Origin of the sequence: Sphingobium sp. Leaf26, from assembly GCF_001421665.1 — a bacterium.
In the GTDB taxonomy this organism is placed as follows: domain Bacteria; phylum Pseudomonadota; class Alphaproteobacteria; order Sphingomonadales; family Sphingomonadaceae; genus Sphingobium.
This window is the reverse complement of record NZ_LMKV01000033.1, coordinates 129,390-142,689: the sequence shown is the minus strand read 5'-3', so window position 1 is coordinate 142,689 and position 13,300 is coordinate 129,390. Positions and strand designations below refer to the sequence as shown.

General features: G+C 64.2%; 12 protein-coding genes and 1 tRNA gene. 8 read left to right on the top strand and 5 right to left on the bottom strand.

Features of this window, described 5'->3' with window-relative positions:
* Positions 1-120: 120 nt before the first annotated feature.
* Positions 121-561, top strand: a complete 441-nt coding sequence (locus ASE85_RS22000; RefSeq protein WP_056694059.1) for a cupin domain-containing protein — start codon at positions 121-123, stop codon at positions 559-561.
* 584 nt (positions 562-1,145) lie between these two features.
* On the opposite strand, the gene ASE85_RS21990 is transcribed toward ASE85_RS22000, so the two are convergent.
* On the bottom strand, positions 1,146-2,024 hold the full coding sequence (locus ASE85_RS21990) for a LysR family transcriptional regulator (protein WP_235523660.1): 879 nt from the start codon (positions 2,022-2,024) through the stop codon (positions 1,146-1,148).
* 87 nt (positions 2,025-2,111) lie between these two features.
* On the opposite strand from ASE85_RS21990, the gene ASE85_RS21985 reads away from it, so the two are divergent.
* The 6 genes from ASE85_RS21985 to ASE85_RS21960 all read left to right on the top strand — a co-directional run bounded on the left by ASE85_RS21985 (position 2,112) and on the right by ASE85_RS21960 (position 9,038).
* A complete protein-coding gene (locus tag ASE85_RS21985; RefSeq protein WP_056694051.1) occupies positions 2,112-3,269 on the top strand; it encodes an isovaleryl-CoA dehydrogenase in 1,158 nt (385 codons plus the stop codon).
* The gene (locus ASE85_RS21980) at positions 3,266-4,867 is read left to right on the top strand and encodes a carboxyl transferase domain-containing protein (protein WP_056694048.1); all 1,602 of its coding nucleotides are present in this window, start codon (positions 3,266-3,268) and stop codon (positions 4,865-4,867) included. The genes ASE85_RS21985 and ASE85_RS21980 overlap by 4 nt, the downstream gene beginning before the upstream one ends.
* A 5-nt stretch (positions 4,868-4,872) precedes the next feature.
* Positions 4,873-6,723 (top strand): acetyl/propionyl/methylcrotonyl-CoA carboxylase subunit alpha, encoded by a 1,851-nt coding sequence (locus ASE85_RS21975; protein WP_056694182.1) that lies wholly within the window; start codon positions 4,873-4,875, stop codon positions 6,721-6,723.
* Positions 6,720-7,172, top strand: coding sequence for a MaoC family dehydratase (locus tag ASE85_RS21970; protein ID WP_056694045.1), 453 nt, complete (start codon positions 6,720-6,722; stop codon positions 7,170-7,172). The genes ASE85_RS21975 and ASE85_RS21970 overlap by 4 nt, the downstream gene beginning before the upstream one ends.
* Entirely contained in the window at positions 7,169-8,002 is an 834-nt protein-coding gene (locus ASE85_RS21965) for an HpcH/HpaI aldolase/citrate lyase family protein (protein ID WP_056694042.1), read from the top strand. Before ASE85_RS21970 ends, ASE85_RS21965 begins: the two co-directional genes overlap by 4 nt.
* A 229-nt stretch (positions 8,003-8,231) precedes the next feature.
* The gene (locus ASE85_RS21960) at positions 8,232-9,038 is read left to right on the top strand and encodes a hypothetical protein (protein WP_056694039.1); all 807 of its coding nucleotides are present in this window, start codon (positions 8,232-8,234) and stop codon (positions 9,036-9,038) included.
* A 280-nt stretch (positions 9,039-9,318) separates the two neighbouring features.
* Here the strand turns inward: ASE85_RS21960 and ASE85_RS21955 are convergent.
* From ASE85_RS21955 to ASE85_RS21940, 4 genes are all read right to left on the bottom strand, one after another.
* Positions 9,319-9,393, bottom strand: a tRNA-Thr gene (locus ASE85_RS21955).
* Between the two features lie 29 nt (positions 9,394-9,422).
* On the bottom strand, positions 9,423-10,280 hold the full coding sequence (locus ASE85_RS21950) for a hypothetical protein (protein ID WP_056694035.1): 858 nt from the start codon (positions 10,278-10,280) through the stop codon (positions 9,423-9,425).
* Positions 10,277-11,584 (bottom strand): replication-associated recombination protein A, encoded by a 1,308-nt coding sequence (locus ASE85_RS21945; RefSeq protein ID WP_056694031.1) that lies wholly within the window; start codon positions 11,582-11,584, stop codon positions 10,277-10,279. The genes ASE85_RS21950 and ASE85_RS21945 overlap by 4 nt, the downstream gene beginning before the upstream one ends.
* 107 nt (positions 11,585-11,691) lie before the next feature.
* Positions 11,692-12,870 (bottom strand): glycosyltransferase family 4 protein, encoded by a 1,179-nt coding sequence (locus ASE85_RS21940; RefSeq protein WP_056694028.1) that lies wholly within the window; start codon positions 12,868-12,870, stop codon positions 11,692-11,694.
* Between the two features lie 125 nt (positions 12,871-12,995).
* Here ASE85_RS21940 and ASE85_RS21935 point away from each other — a divergent pair, with 125 nt between their 5' ends.
* Positions 12,996-13,214, top strand: coding sequence for a DUF2945 domain-containing protein (locus ASE85_RS21935; RefSeq protein ID WP_056694025.1), 219 nt, complete (start codon positions 12,996-12,998; stop codon positions 13,212-13,214).
* Positions 13,215-13,300: the final 86 nt, after the last annotated feature.

Sequence of the window (13,300 nt, the reverse complement as noted above, 5' to 3'; positions counted from 1 at the left end):
TATTCTCCTCCGAAGTGCGTGATTTGTCGCTTCAACCCTTCTACATTGATCCAGGTTGCATGAACGTCAGGCAACAATTTAAGTCACTGTTTCCAAGGCAATAAAATTTGAGGTGAATGGATGGGTGGTGACGATGAACGGGAAGGGCGCCGGCTGATAGAGGCGCTGGACCTTGCGCCTCATCCCGAAGGCGGCTGGTATCGGGAGACGTGGCGCGCCACCGCCGCGCCGGGCGTGCGGGCAGCCGGCACCGCAATCCTGTTCCTGCTGGAGGCGCATCAGCGATCGCACTGGCACCGGGTCGATGCCGACGAGCATTGGTTCTGGCATGCCGGCGCACCGCTGATCCTGTCCATCGCCGCGCCGGGGGAGGGCGCTCGCGCCCTGCTTCTGGGGCTGGACGTTCCGGCTGGCCAGATGCCGCAGGGCTGGGTGCCCGCGCATCACTGGCAGGCATCGATGCCGCAGGGCGGCTGGACGCTGGTCAGTTGCACCGTGACGCCGGGCTTTGATTTTGCCGGCTTTTCCCTTGCGCCGCCGGACTGGTCGCCGCCCGGTTGAGACTTATCCACAGTTATCCACAGCTTTCGGCGGCCCACCGTCAAAAATCTGTTCGATTTCGCTTTGAACGACTCGAATGTGGTGAGACCATCCTTGTGTCGGAACGGTGGAAACGGAGCGATCCGGTTCCAAAAATGACTGAGAGATCAGGAGTTTGAACCGTAACGACAGTTCATCGGCAGGCAATATCCGCAAGGGTGGAGCCGGGCAGATGGACGGGATGCTTGAAGCCCTTGCCGGGTACGCGCGAAAGTGAACGTCGGGCATGGAATGCAGGCATTTTAGCACCGGGCAGGCGGCCCTTGGCCAAGTACCGGAGCAAAACCTGCGCGGCGCCTTCGCTTTGAAGGATGGCGCACAGGATCGGCGGGCCGATGATCGCATCTCTTCACGAGACGCGGATCGCCTCACTATTATCGAACAAGCCGGCCTCGGCCGACCGCTCGAAAATATCTGAGGGAAAGTCCGACGGAAGTGGGGACCGGCAGCGATGCCGGCCCCCATTTTGCGTTTGGGGCAGGGGGTGTTTCCGATCGGCGCGATGGGAGGGTTGATCGCTTAGGCCGTGACCTCCCTCCCGCTCTTCAATGCACAGCCGCCGCGCGGATCACCGACGAGAAGCGCTGGAGGCACTGGCTGTCCTCGACCCGCCCGGCATTGGCCGGATCGACCAGCAACCCGATCCGCCGCCGCATGTCGAAACCGCTGAGCATGGGCATGGCGATCCCCGGTTGCGCATGGCAGCGCGGCATGACGGTGATGCCCAGCCCGGACCGCACATAGGCGATGGCCCGATCGTCGCTGGTCGTGCGCGCGGCGAAGAAGGGGCGGATGCCTCTCGCCGTGAAGAATTGGCTGACCTGCGACAGCGCCTCGCAATTGCGGCGGACCAGCATGTCGGCGTCAGCCACCTCTTCGGGTTCCAGCATCCGCCGATGCGCCAATGGATGGCTGTCCGACAGGGCCAGCGCATAGCCCTCCTCGAACCAGGTCTCACGCGCCCGCGCATCATTGCCCAATATGCCGACAATGGCGTCGATCCGCCCCCGCTCCAGTCGCGGTAGCAGGTCGCGCATCCGTCCTTCGACGATCTCTATCTTCTCGCCTTCCGCCTGACAGGCTTCCCGCGTCGCCGCCTCGATCCAGGCGGAAGGCAGGGTGGATATCACCCCGACCCTTACCAGGCGGCTCTTCTGGTCCACCGCCATCGCCTGCATCGCCTTTGCGAATTCAGCTTCAATGCGTCTGGCATGGACGGCGAAGGTCGCGCCGAAACTGGTCAACTCCACGCGGCGATTGGTGCGGTGAAACAGCATATGGCCGGTGATCGTCTCCAGTTTCGCGACGCCGACCGACAAGGTGGGCTGAGACACCCGGCATTGCTGCGCCGCGCGGGAGAAATTGCCCTGATCCACCACGGCCAGGAAATAGTGGATCAGATAGCGTTCGATCATAGATGCCATCTATTATATGCTTATCGCACGGTCAATTTTTCAAAAGCTGGCCGGGCTGCTATGCTCGCGCCAGTCAGAAAATATGAGGAGAGGCCGATGGCGCCCGATTTCGATTTCGCGCTAGGTGAAACTGCCGATATGATCCGGGATACGACGGCGCGCTTCGCTGCCGATCGTATCGCGCCGCTCGCGGCCAAGATTGACGCCGATGACTGGTTCCCGCGCGACGAACTCTGGACCGCCATGGGCGAACTCGGCCTGCACGGCATTACGGTGGAGGAGGAATGGGGCGGCCTGGGCCTCGGTTACCTCGAACATGTCATCGCCTGCGAGGAAGTCAGCCGCGCCTCCGCCTCGATCGGCCTCAGCTATGGCGCTCACTCAAACCTCTGCGTCAACCAGATCCGCCGCTGGGGCAATGAAGCGCAGAAGGCCAGATATCTGCCGAAACTCATTTCCGGCGAGCATGTCGGATCGCTCGCCATGTCGGAGGCCGGGGCCGGCTCCGACGTCGTGTCGATGAAGCTGAAAGCGCGGGAGACGGATGCCGGCTATGTTCTCGACGGCACGAAATTCTGGATCACCAACGCGGCCTATGCCGACACGCTGGTCGTCTATGCCCGGACCGGGGAGGGTAGCAAGGGCATCACCGCCTTCCTGATCGAGAAGGGCATGCCCGGCTTTTCCATCGGGCAGAAGATCGACAAGGTCGGCATGCGTGGATCGCCGACCGCCGAACTGGTCTTCGACGGTTGCGAAGTCCCGCACGAGAATATCATGGGTCCGCTGAACGGCGGCGTGAAGGTGCTGATGAGCGGCCTCGACTATGAGCGCGCGGTGCTGGCGGGCATCCAGCTTGGCATCATGCAGGCCTGCCTCGACACCGTCATCCCCTATGTCCGTGATCGCAAGCAGTTCGGCCAGCCGATCGGCAGCTTTCAACTCATGCAGGCCAAGATCGCCGACATGTATGTCGCGCTCAACAGCGCGCGCGCTTATGTCTATGCCGTGGCAAAAAGCTGCGACGCGGGCAAGACCACGCGCTTCGACGCGGCCGGCGCGATCCTGCTGGCGAGCGAGAATGCGGTGCGCGTCGCGCTGGAGGCTGTACAGGCGCTGGGCGGCGCCGGCTATACGAAGGACTGGCCGGTCGAACGCTATATGCGCGACGCTAAGCTGCTGGATATTGGCGCGGGCACCAATGAAATCCGCAGGATGCTGATCGGTCGCGAACTGATCGGGGCGGGCCAGTGACCGGCCCGGTCCTCGACAGCGCCCTTTCCCGCGATAGCGAGGCGTTCCGCGCCAACGCTGCGCATAACCGCGCGCTGGCCGATCAGTTGCGCGCCGATGTCGCCGCCGCCGCGCTGGGCGGTGGAGAAGTCGCGCGCGAACGCCACGTCGGCCGGGGCAAGCTGCTGCCGCGCGAACGGGTCGAAAATCTGCTCGACGCCGGCAGCCCCTTCCTCGAAATCGGCCAGCTTGCCGCCAACGGCCTTTATGGCGGCGATGTTGCCGGCGCGGGCATCGTCGCCGGCATCGGCCGCGTCCATGGCCGTCAGGTGATGATCGCCGCCAATGACGCCACGGTGAAGGGGGGCACCTATTTCCCGCTGACGGTGAAGAAGCATCTGCGCGCGCAGGAAATCGCGCTCGAAAACAACCTGCCCTGCATCTATCTGGTCGACAGCGGCGGCGCGAACCTGCCGCATCAGGCGGAAGTCTTCCCCGATCGCGACCATTTCGGCCGCATCTTCTACAATCAGGCGCAAATGTCCGCGCGCGGCATCCCGCAGATCGCCTGCGTCATGGGCAGTTGCACCGCCGGCGGCGCCTATGTCCCGGCCATGTCGGACGAAACGGTGATCGTCCGCAATCAGGGCACCATTTTCCTTGCCGGCCCGCCCCTGGTGCAGGCCGCCACGGGGGAGGTCATCAGCGCCGAGGATCTGGGCGGCGGCGACCTCCATGGCCGCAAGTCGGGCGTGGTCGATCATGTCGCCGACAGTGACGATCACGCGCTCAGTATCGTGCGCGATATCATCGCCACCCTCGCGCCGCAGGGCATGCCGCCGGTCAATCTGCAAGACGCTGTACCCCCGAAATATGACCCGGCCGAACTCTACGGCATCATCCCGCAGGACGTCCGTGCGCCCTATGATGTGCGTGAAGTGATCGCGCGGATCGTGGACGGCAGCGCCTTTCACGAGTTCAAGGCACTCTATGGCACCACGCTCGTCTGCGGCTTTGCCCATATCTGGGGCATGCCGGTCGCGATTCTCGCGAACAACGGCGTCCTGTTCAGCGAAAGTGCGGTCAAGGGCGCGCATTTCATCGAACTCGCCTGCCAGCGGAAAATCCCGTTGCTCTTCCTCCAGAATATCTCCGGCTTCATGGTCGGCGGCAAATATGAGGCAGAGGGCATCGCCAAAAATGGCGCCAAGCTGGTGACGGCCGTCGCCACCGCCAGCGTGCCGAAGATCACCGTGCTGATCGGCGGCAGTTTCGGCGCGGGCAATTACGGCATGTGCGGCCGCGCCTATCAGCCGCGCTTCCTCTTCACCTGGCCCAACAGCCGCATTTCGGTGATGGGCGGCGAACAGGCCGCGTCGGTGCTGGCCACCGTGCATCGCGATGCCAAAAGCTGGACTCCCGAGCAGGCGGAGGCCTTCAAAACACCGATCCGCCAGAAATATGAGGAAGAGGGCAATCCCTGGTACGCTTCGGCCCGGCTGTGGGACGATGGCATCATCGACCCCGCCCAGACCCGCAACGTCCTCGGCCTGGCCTTCGCCGCCGCCCTCAACGCCTCCATTCCCGAACGCCCGTCGTTCGGCGTGTTCCGGATGTGATGCCCATGATCCAATCCCTTCTCATCGCCAATCGCGGCGAGATCGCCTGCCGCGTCATTCGCACCGCGCGGCGGCTCGGCATCCGCACCATCGCGGTCTATTCCGATGCGGATGCGCAGGCACTGCATGTCGCGCTGGCGGATCAGGCCGTGCATATCGGTGCAGCACCGGTGCGCGAAAGCTATCTGCTGGGTGACCGGATCATCGCCGCCGCGCTGGAAACCGGGGCGGAGGCGATCCATCCGGGCTATGGCTTCCTGTCCGAAAATGCGGATTTTGCGCAGGCGGTCATCGACGCGGGCCTGATCTGGGTAGGCCCCGATCCTTCCAGCATCACCGCCATGGGCCTGAAGGACGCAGCCAAAGCGCTGATGGCCGATGCCGGCGTGCCGGTGACGCCGGGCTATCTGGGCGACAATCAGGATGTCGGTCATCTGGCGGAACAGGCTGCGCAGATCGGATATCCCGTCCTCATCAAGGCGGTCGCCGGCGGCGGCGGCAAGGGAATGCGTCTGGTCGAGCAGCCGTCCGACTTCGCCGATGCGCTGCTGTCCTGCCAGCGCGAGGCGGCGTCCTCTTTCGGCAATGCCCATGTGCTGATCGAAAAATATATCCAGCGCCCCCGCCATATCGAGGTGCAGATATTCGGCGATAAGCACGGCAATATCGTCCATCTGTTCGAACGCGACTGTTCGCTCCAGCGCCGCCATCAGAAGGTGATCGAGGAAGCGCCCGCGCCCGGCATGGATGCGCAGACGCGCGAGGCATTATGCGCCGCCGCCGTTCGCGCGGGCAAGGCGGTCGACTATGTCGGCGCCGGCACGATCGAGTTCATTGCCGACGCTTCCGAAGGGCTGCGCGCCGACCGCATCTGGTTCATGGAAATGAACACGCGGTTGCAGGTCGAACATCCGGTGACCGAAGCGATCACCGGTCAGGATCTGGTCGAATGGCAGTTGCAGGTGGCGTCAGGCGAACCGCTGCCGCGTCGTCAGGATGAACTCGCCATCACCGGCTGGGCGATGGAAGCGCGCCTCTATGCCGAAGACCCGGCCAAGGGCTTCCTCCCCTCGATCGGCCGGCTGGACGCCTTCGACCTGGGGGACAGCGTGCGCGTGGATACCGGCGTGGTGCAGGGCGCGACCATCTCGCCTTATTATGATCCCATGATCGCCAAACTGATCGCCCATGGCGACACGCGCGATGGCGCGCGCACGGCATTGGCCGGGGCGCTGGATCGCTCGGTGGTCTGGCCGCTGCGCACCAATGCCGGCTTTCTGGTCAAGGCGCTGGCCCACCCGGATTTCGCAGCGGGGCAGGTCGATACCGGCCTGATCGCGCGGGAAGGGGAGGCGCTGATGCCTGCCACTTTGCCGAGCGATGCGGCACTGACGAAGGCAAGCGCTGCCATCGGCGGCGCGGGCGCGCTGGCTGGCTTTCGCCTCAACGGCGCACGGCAACGCAGCGGGCGCGTGCTGGTCGATGGCCAGCCTGTCGATGTGACGATCGGCGCCGGCAACATGACCCTTGTCGAAGTCCCGCAGGCTCGGACACTCGTGACCGAACATGGGCGAAGCTGGCAGGTCACGCCCTGGCGTGCGGCATCGGGTGGCGCGGCGGCGGCGGGCGACGGCGCGATCCTCGCCCCGATGCCTGGCCGCGTCATCGCGGTCGCCGTGGCGCAGGGCGACAGGGTGACGAAGGGGCAGAAACTGATCACGCTGGAAGCGATGAAGATGGAGCATGGCCTGACAGCGCCCTTTGACGGAACGGTGGAGGCCATGCCGCACGCGCAGGGCGCGCAGGTACAGGAAGGCACGTTGCTGGTGCGGATCGTAGCGGAGGAAACTGCATGAGCGGCCGTCATTATGACGAATGGCAGGTCGGCGACCGGATCGAGCACCCGATCCGTCGGACCGTGACGGAGACGGACAATCTCCTTTTCTCCACGATGACTCATAATCCGCAGCCGTTGCACATCGATGCGGAGGCGGCGCGGGCGAGCGAGTTCGGGCAGATCCTCGTCAACGGCACCTTCACCTTCTCGCTGATGATCGGCCTGTCGGTCGGCGAAACGACGCTGGGCACGCTGGTCGCCAATCTGGGCTATGACAAATTGGTCATGCCAAAGCCCGTCTTCATCGGCGATACGATGCGCGCAACCAGCGAGGTGGTGGAACTGCGCGACAGCAAATCGCGGCCGACCGCCGGCCTCGTTACCTTCCGTCACGCACTCATCAACCAGCGGCATGAGATCGTGTGCCAGTGCCTGCGCACTGCCCTGTTGCAGCGGCGACCGGCATGAGGCTGCGTTCGTTGCTCTTCGTGCCGGGCGACCGGCCGGAGCGGTTCGCCAAGGCAGCGGCCAGCGGCGCGGACGCCATCATCCTCGATCTGGAGGACAGTGTCGCGCCGGATGCCAAGACGCGCGCACGGGCGGCCGTTGCAGATTATCTGTCAGGCTCGGCACCGGTCAGCCGGTTCGTGCGCATCAATCCTGTCGACGGTGGCCAACTGGATGCCGATCTTGAAGCGGCGATCGGTGCAGACGGCATCGTCCTGCCGAAATGCGAAGGCGCCGCCACCGTCGCCCTGCTCGCCGATCGCCTGTCGCCCGCCATGACGATCCTGCCGATCGCGACCGAAACGCCACAGGCCGTCTTCCAACTGGGCAGCTATGGCGCGGTCGCCGACCGGCTTTGCGGCCTGACCTGGGGCGCGGAGGATTTGCCTGCCGCGATCGGCGCTGCCGGCAGTCGCCATGCCGATGGCCGCTATACAGCGCCCTATGAGATGGTCCGCGCCATGACCCTGTTCGGCGCTCATGCCGCTGGCGTCGCAGCGATCGAGACGGTCTATCCCGCCATCCGGGACGAGGCGGGCCTTGCCGCCTATGCTGCACGCGGCGCATTTGACGGTTTCACCGGCATGATGGCGCTCCATCCCGCGCAGGTGCCGATCATCAACGCGGCCTTCACACCCACGGCGGATCAGGTCGCACAGGCCCGCGCGATCGTGGCGGCCTTTGCCCGATCGCCCGGCGCAGGCGTCCTGATGCTGGACGGCAAGATGATCGACGCCCCGCACCTTACTCAGGCGCGCAAACTGCTGGCGCGGGCGGATATCGACGCCTGATTCTTCTATCCCATGGGGGAAATGATGCCTGATGGCCAGCGTGGCTTATGTGGGGACGAGAGGAACGCTGCCGAACCGGGGAAAGCAGACAGTATGGGAACCGCCGCTGCAAATGGCCGACGCGCCGTCTGGTCCAAGCGATGCTATCGCTGTTCTGGCCGTCACATACCCTCTTCTTTTATTTGGCATCTCTGGTTAGAGAACCCTGCGTCTGATCGAAAAAGGGGGTATGATGGCGAAGGATTTGACCAATCCGAAACGGATACCGACGAGGGATTCGACGGACGCGCTGCTGGAAAGCGGTGTTGGCCAGTTCGACAACTGGTTCTTTCGCGACGGTCCGGATAAAAGTGCCGTGATCGTGATGTTCAACGGCCGGAACGTGCATCGGACCTTCGAAACCGGCGGTAAGATCTTCAACCGTTGGACGTGGGCCGAACGGCTGCGTCACCCTACCTTCGTGCTGAACGATCCCGAAGCCAACAATGTCAGCAACCTCCGATTGGCCTGGTATCTGGGTATTCGCGGAAATTGGGGCCTTGCCGATCTGTGGCGGCAGGCCGACGCCATGATCGATCAGGTGGCACCTGGCGCAAAACGTATAGTCCTTGGTTCTTCCGGAGGCGGCTTCGCGGCCATTCAGTCGTTGCTGAAGGGGCATGCGTCCCTGGCGTTCGTCATCAACCCGCAAACCGATGTCCGGCTCTCTCCGGAATATGACTGCGAAAAGGCTCTGGCGCATTATGCCAGCGGTGGGGAGCTTGGCGAAGCAGACCTGCCCGTCATATCGGTATCAGAAGCGTTGAAACAGCGGGGGACTAACGGAGGCCAGTTGATCTACGCACAAAATCTGAGCGATGGGCGGCATTATCGTAGGCATTTCCTGCCTTTCCTGAAATCCGTGGGTGAACAGCGCCCCTACGCGCCGGACATAACCACGATCCTGTACGACAATCCCGATCAAAAGCATGGATCGCCCGACCTGGATGGCACTGTCGCCCTGTTCGGAACGCCGTTCGCGAATTTGCTGGCGTAAATCAAAGTCTCTGATCCGGCATGAGCGTCGCTTCGGCACCGGCTGGCGGCACATGAATTCTGGGCATGGGAGCGGCTCCAGCCGCGAAACGGGCGCTGAATCTAAGCCCGCAAAACATGGGGCTGCGCGGATAGGAAGACGTGGGGAGGGGCGAACCGACCGCCGCTCCGTGTCGGTTGCAGAGTATTAAAGGTCGAGGGCAGAGCCGGGGATATTCGCGCGGAAATGCAGAATCGCCGAGGTCATCGCATTGGCGCGGCAGGAGATGCCACTTCAATAATGGTGCCGGATGAGGGGATCGAACCCCCGACCTTCGGTTTACAAAACCGCTGCACTACCGCTGTGCTAATCCGGCCCGCCATTTCGGGTTCGACGCCCTTACTATCAGTTCACGCCAAAGGTCCAGCCCTCAGTGCGCGCTATTTGCGGCGTCAGGGCTGGTGGCGCCCAAAGGTCCGGCTGCAACGCCGCCCGTCGCATCCAGGCGGCGGTCACGATCGCATCCGCGCCATGATCGTCGGGCATAACGCCGGCATGCGGTCGCGATCCCAGCGTCACCAGCGCGTCGTTCAGCGCCACCAAATCGCGCATCTTCGTCCGCCTCTTGGGCCGCCCGGCCGCGCGGGCGGCGATGCTGGTATAGATTTCCACGACCAGCGATCCCGCGACCGGTATCGGATCGAACGGCCACACCGGCACATGGGGCCGCACATGATGCAGCAGCCGCATGCCCGCAAAGCTGGCCTTGGCCACCTGCGCCGCACCGATCGCGTCATAGACGGTGGACGGCTTGCCGCCGCCACCCGCATTATAATGCGCTTCGCAGGCCCGGTTGTGCATGAAGGTCGCCTTCACGCCATCCGCCTTGCCGAAATAGAAATGGCGGCGATGCGCGACTTCCAGCAGGCTCGCCGCGCCCAGATCCAAATCGTCGCAGATCGCATCGACATAGGCCCAGAAGGCAGGGCCATCCTGCGGCACCACATTGCCCGGCAGATAGCCGCCGCGCGCAACGAAGGGCGGCGCGAAGCTGAAGTCGAAGCCGAACAGGGCCGGCGCATCCCGCGCCGTCCCCACCAGCCAGTCCGCCACAGCCTGCCGCGACCAGACACCATCGGGCGCGGCAACCAGTTGCGGCACGGCATCGCCACCTTCGCACAGCGCCACCGCGATCCCCTTGTGCCGCGAACCCTTGGCCCCCGACCAGTCGATCGCCACGAACCGGGCGAAGCAGGACGTCACTGCCCCCCGCGCTCCGCCCGCAGCCGGTCCCAATGGGCGATCCGTTCGGCGATCCGCGCCTCGAACCCGCGATCGGTCGGCGCATAGAATGTCTGCGGAGTCATCTCTTCCGGCCAGTAATTGGCCCCGGAAAAGCCCTCCGCCGCATCATGGTCATATTGATAATTCTTGCCGTAGCCGACCTGCTTCATCAGCTTGGTGGGGGCGTTGACGATGTTCATCGGCGGCATCAGCGATCCGGTATCGCGCGCCGATTTGAACGATGCCTTCATCGCCATATAGCCCGCGTTCGACTTGGGCGCGGTCGCGCAATAGAGGCAGGCCTGCACGATCGCCAATTCGCCCTCCGGCGACCCCAGGAAATCATAGGCATCCTTCGCCGCCAGGCATTGCACCACCGCCTGCGGATCGGCGAGGCCAATATCCTCGGTCGCAAAGCGTACCAGCCGCCGCAGCACATAGAGCGGCTCTTCCCCCGCCGTCAGCATCCGCGCCAGATAATAGAGCGCGGCCTGCGGGTCCGACCCGCGCAACGACTTATGCAGGGCGGAGATGAGGTTGTAATGCCCCTCCCGATCCTTGTCATACACCGCGACCCGCCGGTGGAGCAGGGCGGACAGGCCGGCCGGATCGAGCGGCTGGGGCAGGTCGATCGAATAGAGCGTCTCGACCTGGTTGAGCAGGAAGCGCCCGTCGCCATCCGCGCTCGCCACCAGCGCCTCGCGCGCGGCGGCGTCGATCGGCACCGGCCGCCCGGTCAAGGCCTCCGCCCGGTCGAGCAACTGCTCCAGCGCGGCGGCATCCAGCCGGCGCAGGATGAGCACCTGCGCCCGCGACAAAAGCGCCGCGTTCAACTCGAAGCTGGGATTTTCGGTGGTCGCCCCGACCAGCGTGACCGTGCCATCCTCGACAAAGGGCAGGAATCCGTCCTGCTGCGCCCGATTGAAGCGATGGATTTCGTCCACGAAAAGCAAGGTCTTCTCGCCGCGCCGGGCATGCTCCTTCGCGCTGGCGAACAGCTTCTTGAGGTCCGCCACGCCCGAAAACACCGCAGAGATCGGCGCGAACCGCATGCCCACCGCATCGGCCAGCAGCCGCGCCGTGGTCGTCTTGCCGGTACCGGGCGGTCCCCATAATATGATGGAGGACAGCCTTCCCGCCGCGACCATGCGCCCGATCGCGCCATCAGGTCCGGTCAGATGTTCCTGCCCTACGACATCGGCCAGCGTGCGCGGACGCAACCGGTCGGCAAGCGGGGCGGTATCGGCAATATCCTGATCCTGGTCCGCGAACAGATCACTCATTTTTTTTCACCGTTCGCCCTGAGCGTGTCGAAGGGCCTCTCTAGCTTGCAGAAAAGGGCGGGGCTTGGAAAGGCTCAGCCCGAACGGAATATAGGAACGATATGTGATTATGGAACCGGGCTGGATCGCGGCGCCAGCCCCTGCGCCCGCTGGCGAATGACGCGCAGATAGGTATCGACCAGCGCCTGGTTCACCTGATCCCATCCGTTGCGCTCGGCCCGTGCCTGCGCGGCGGCGCCGGCGGCATGCCGGGCATCCGCGTCGATGCAATAGGCCTGCAACGCATCGGCAAAGGCGCTGATCGCACCGGGGCGGATCAGCCGGCCGGTCACGCCCTCCGTCACCAGACTTTCGCTGCCGGTCGCGCGCGCCGCCACCGTGGGCAGGCCGCAAGCCATCGCCTCCAGCGTTACGTTGCCGAAGGTTTCCGTCACCGAAGGGTTGAACAGCATGTCCATGGCGGCAACCGCGCGGCCCAGATCCGTCCCCATCTGGAAACCGGTGAACACCGCGTTCGGCAGCCGGTTCTGGAACCATTCGCGCGCCGGGCCTTCGCCCACCACCAGCACCTTATGTTGTACCTGCCGCGCGGTCAGTTGGTCGATCGTGTCGGAAAAGACATCCAGCCCCTTTTCCATCACCAGCCGCCCGATGAAGCCGATCGCCGGCACGTCGTCGGCGATGCCCAGCGACCGTCGCCATGCCATGTCGCGCTTGCCGGGGTTGAAAATGTCCCGGTCGATGCCGCGTGTCCAGATGCCGACATCATAATTCATCCGCTGATTGCGCAGCAGTTGCGCCATCGATTCGGACGGCGCGACGATGGCGTCGCAACGGCGATAGAAGCGGCGCAGGATGGATTCGATCAGCGGCTCCAGAAAGGCCAGTCCATAATAGCGCGGATAGGTTTCGAACCGGGTATGCACCGACGCCACCGTCGGCAGGTTGCGCGCGCGTGCCCAGCTCAGGGCGCGATGGCCCAAAGGATCGGGGCTGGACAGATGAACGATATTGGGCGCGAACGCCTTGAGATCGCGGCGAACCTGCACCGACATGCGATAGGGTACACGATATTCCTTGCGCCCCGGCACCGGGAAGGACGGGGTGCGGACCAGATCGCCGGCAGGCTCGAAGGCGGGGGTGTCGGTGGTCGGCGAATAGACGCGCACCGCCGCGCCCTGCTTCAGCAGATAGTCGACGAAGCGATTGAGCGCCTGGTTCGCGCCATCACGAACATAATTATAATTGCCGCTGAACAGGGCGACGCGCAGGCCGGTAGCATCCATCGGCGCCCCTTATATCAACCGGCGCAAAAACCCAAGGGAACCAGATAGCTTGCCGGGAATTTTGGTTCCGCTGACGACGAGTAACGGCCGACGCAGCATGTGCCCGAAATAGGAGAGGACGCCCCATGATCGAGACATTCCGTAAGGGAACGCGGGTCAAATGGAATTGGGGGCAGGGCGTCGGCCGAGGGCGCATCGCGGAACGGTTCGACCGCCATGTCGAGCGCACGATCGAAGGATCGCTGATCCGCCGCAACGGCTCGACCCGCGACCCGGCCTTTCTCATCACCGCCGACAATGGCGGCCATGTCCTGAAATTGCGATCGGAACTGAGCGCGGCCTGATCGCCCGTCCGGCGAAGTCGAGAAACGGCGAAGCAAGGCCTGTATTGTCAAAGCGGCCATCGCGCCGACCGTGCATCCATGGCAAT

Bases quoted from the DNA above. Each gene is read 5' to 3' on its own strand.
- ASE85_RS22000 (WP_056694059.1), top strand. From the start codon at position 121: ATGGGTGGTGACGATGAACGGGAAGGGCGCCGGCTGATAGAGGCGCTG.
- ASE85_RS21990 (WP_235523660.1), bottom strand. From the start codon at position 2,024: ATGGCATCTATGATCGAACGCTATCTGATCCACTATTTCCTGGCCGTG.
- ASE85_RS21985 (WP_056694051.1), top strand. From the start codon at position 2,112: ATGGCGCCCGATTTCGATTTCGCGCTAGGTGAAACTGCCGATATGATC.
- ASE85_RS21975 (WP_056694182.1), top strand. From the start codon at position 4,873: ATGATCCAATCCCTTCTCATCGCCAATCGCGGCGAGATCGCCTGCCGC.
- ASE85_RS21970 (WP_056694045.1), top strand. From the start codon at position 6,720: ATGAGCGGCCGTCATTATGACGAATGGCAGGTCGGCGACCGGATCGAG.
- ASE85_RS21965 (WP_056694042.1), top strand. From the start codon at position 7,169: ATGAGGCTGCGTTCGTTGCTCTTCGTGCCGGGCGACCGGCCGGAGCGG.
- ASE85_RS21960 (WP_056694039.1), top strand. From the start codon at position 8,232: ATGATGGCGAAGGATTTGACCAATCCGAAACGGATACCGACGAGGGAT.
- ASE85_RS21945 (WP_056694031.1), bottom strand. From the start codon at position 11,584: ATGAGTGATCTGTTCGCGGACCAGGATCAGGATATTGCCGATACCGCC.
- ASE85_RS21940 (WP_056694028.1), bottom strand. From the start codon at position 12,870: ATGGATGCTACCGGCCTGCGCGTCGCCCTGTTCAGCGGCAATTATAAT.
- ASE85_RS21935 (WP_056694025.1), top strand. From the start codon at position 12,996: ATGATCGAGACATTCCGTAAGGGAACGCGGGTCAAATGGAATTGGGGG.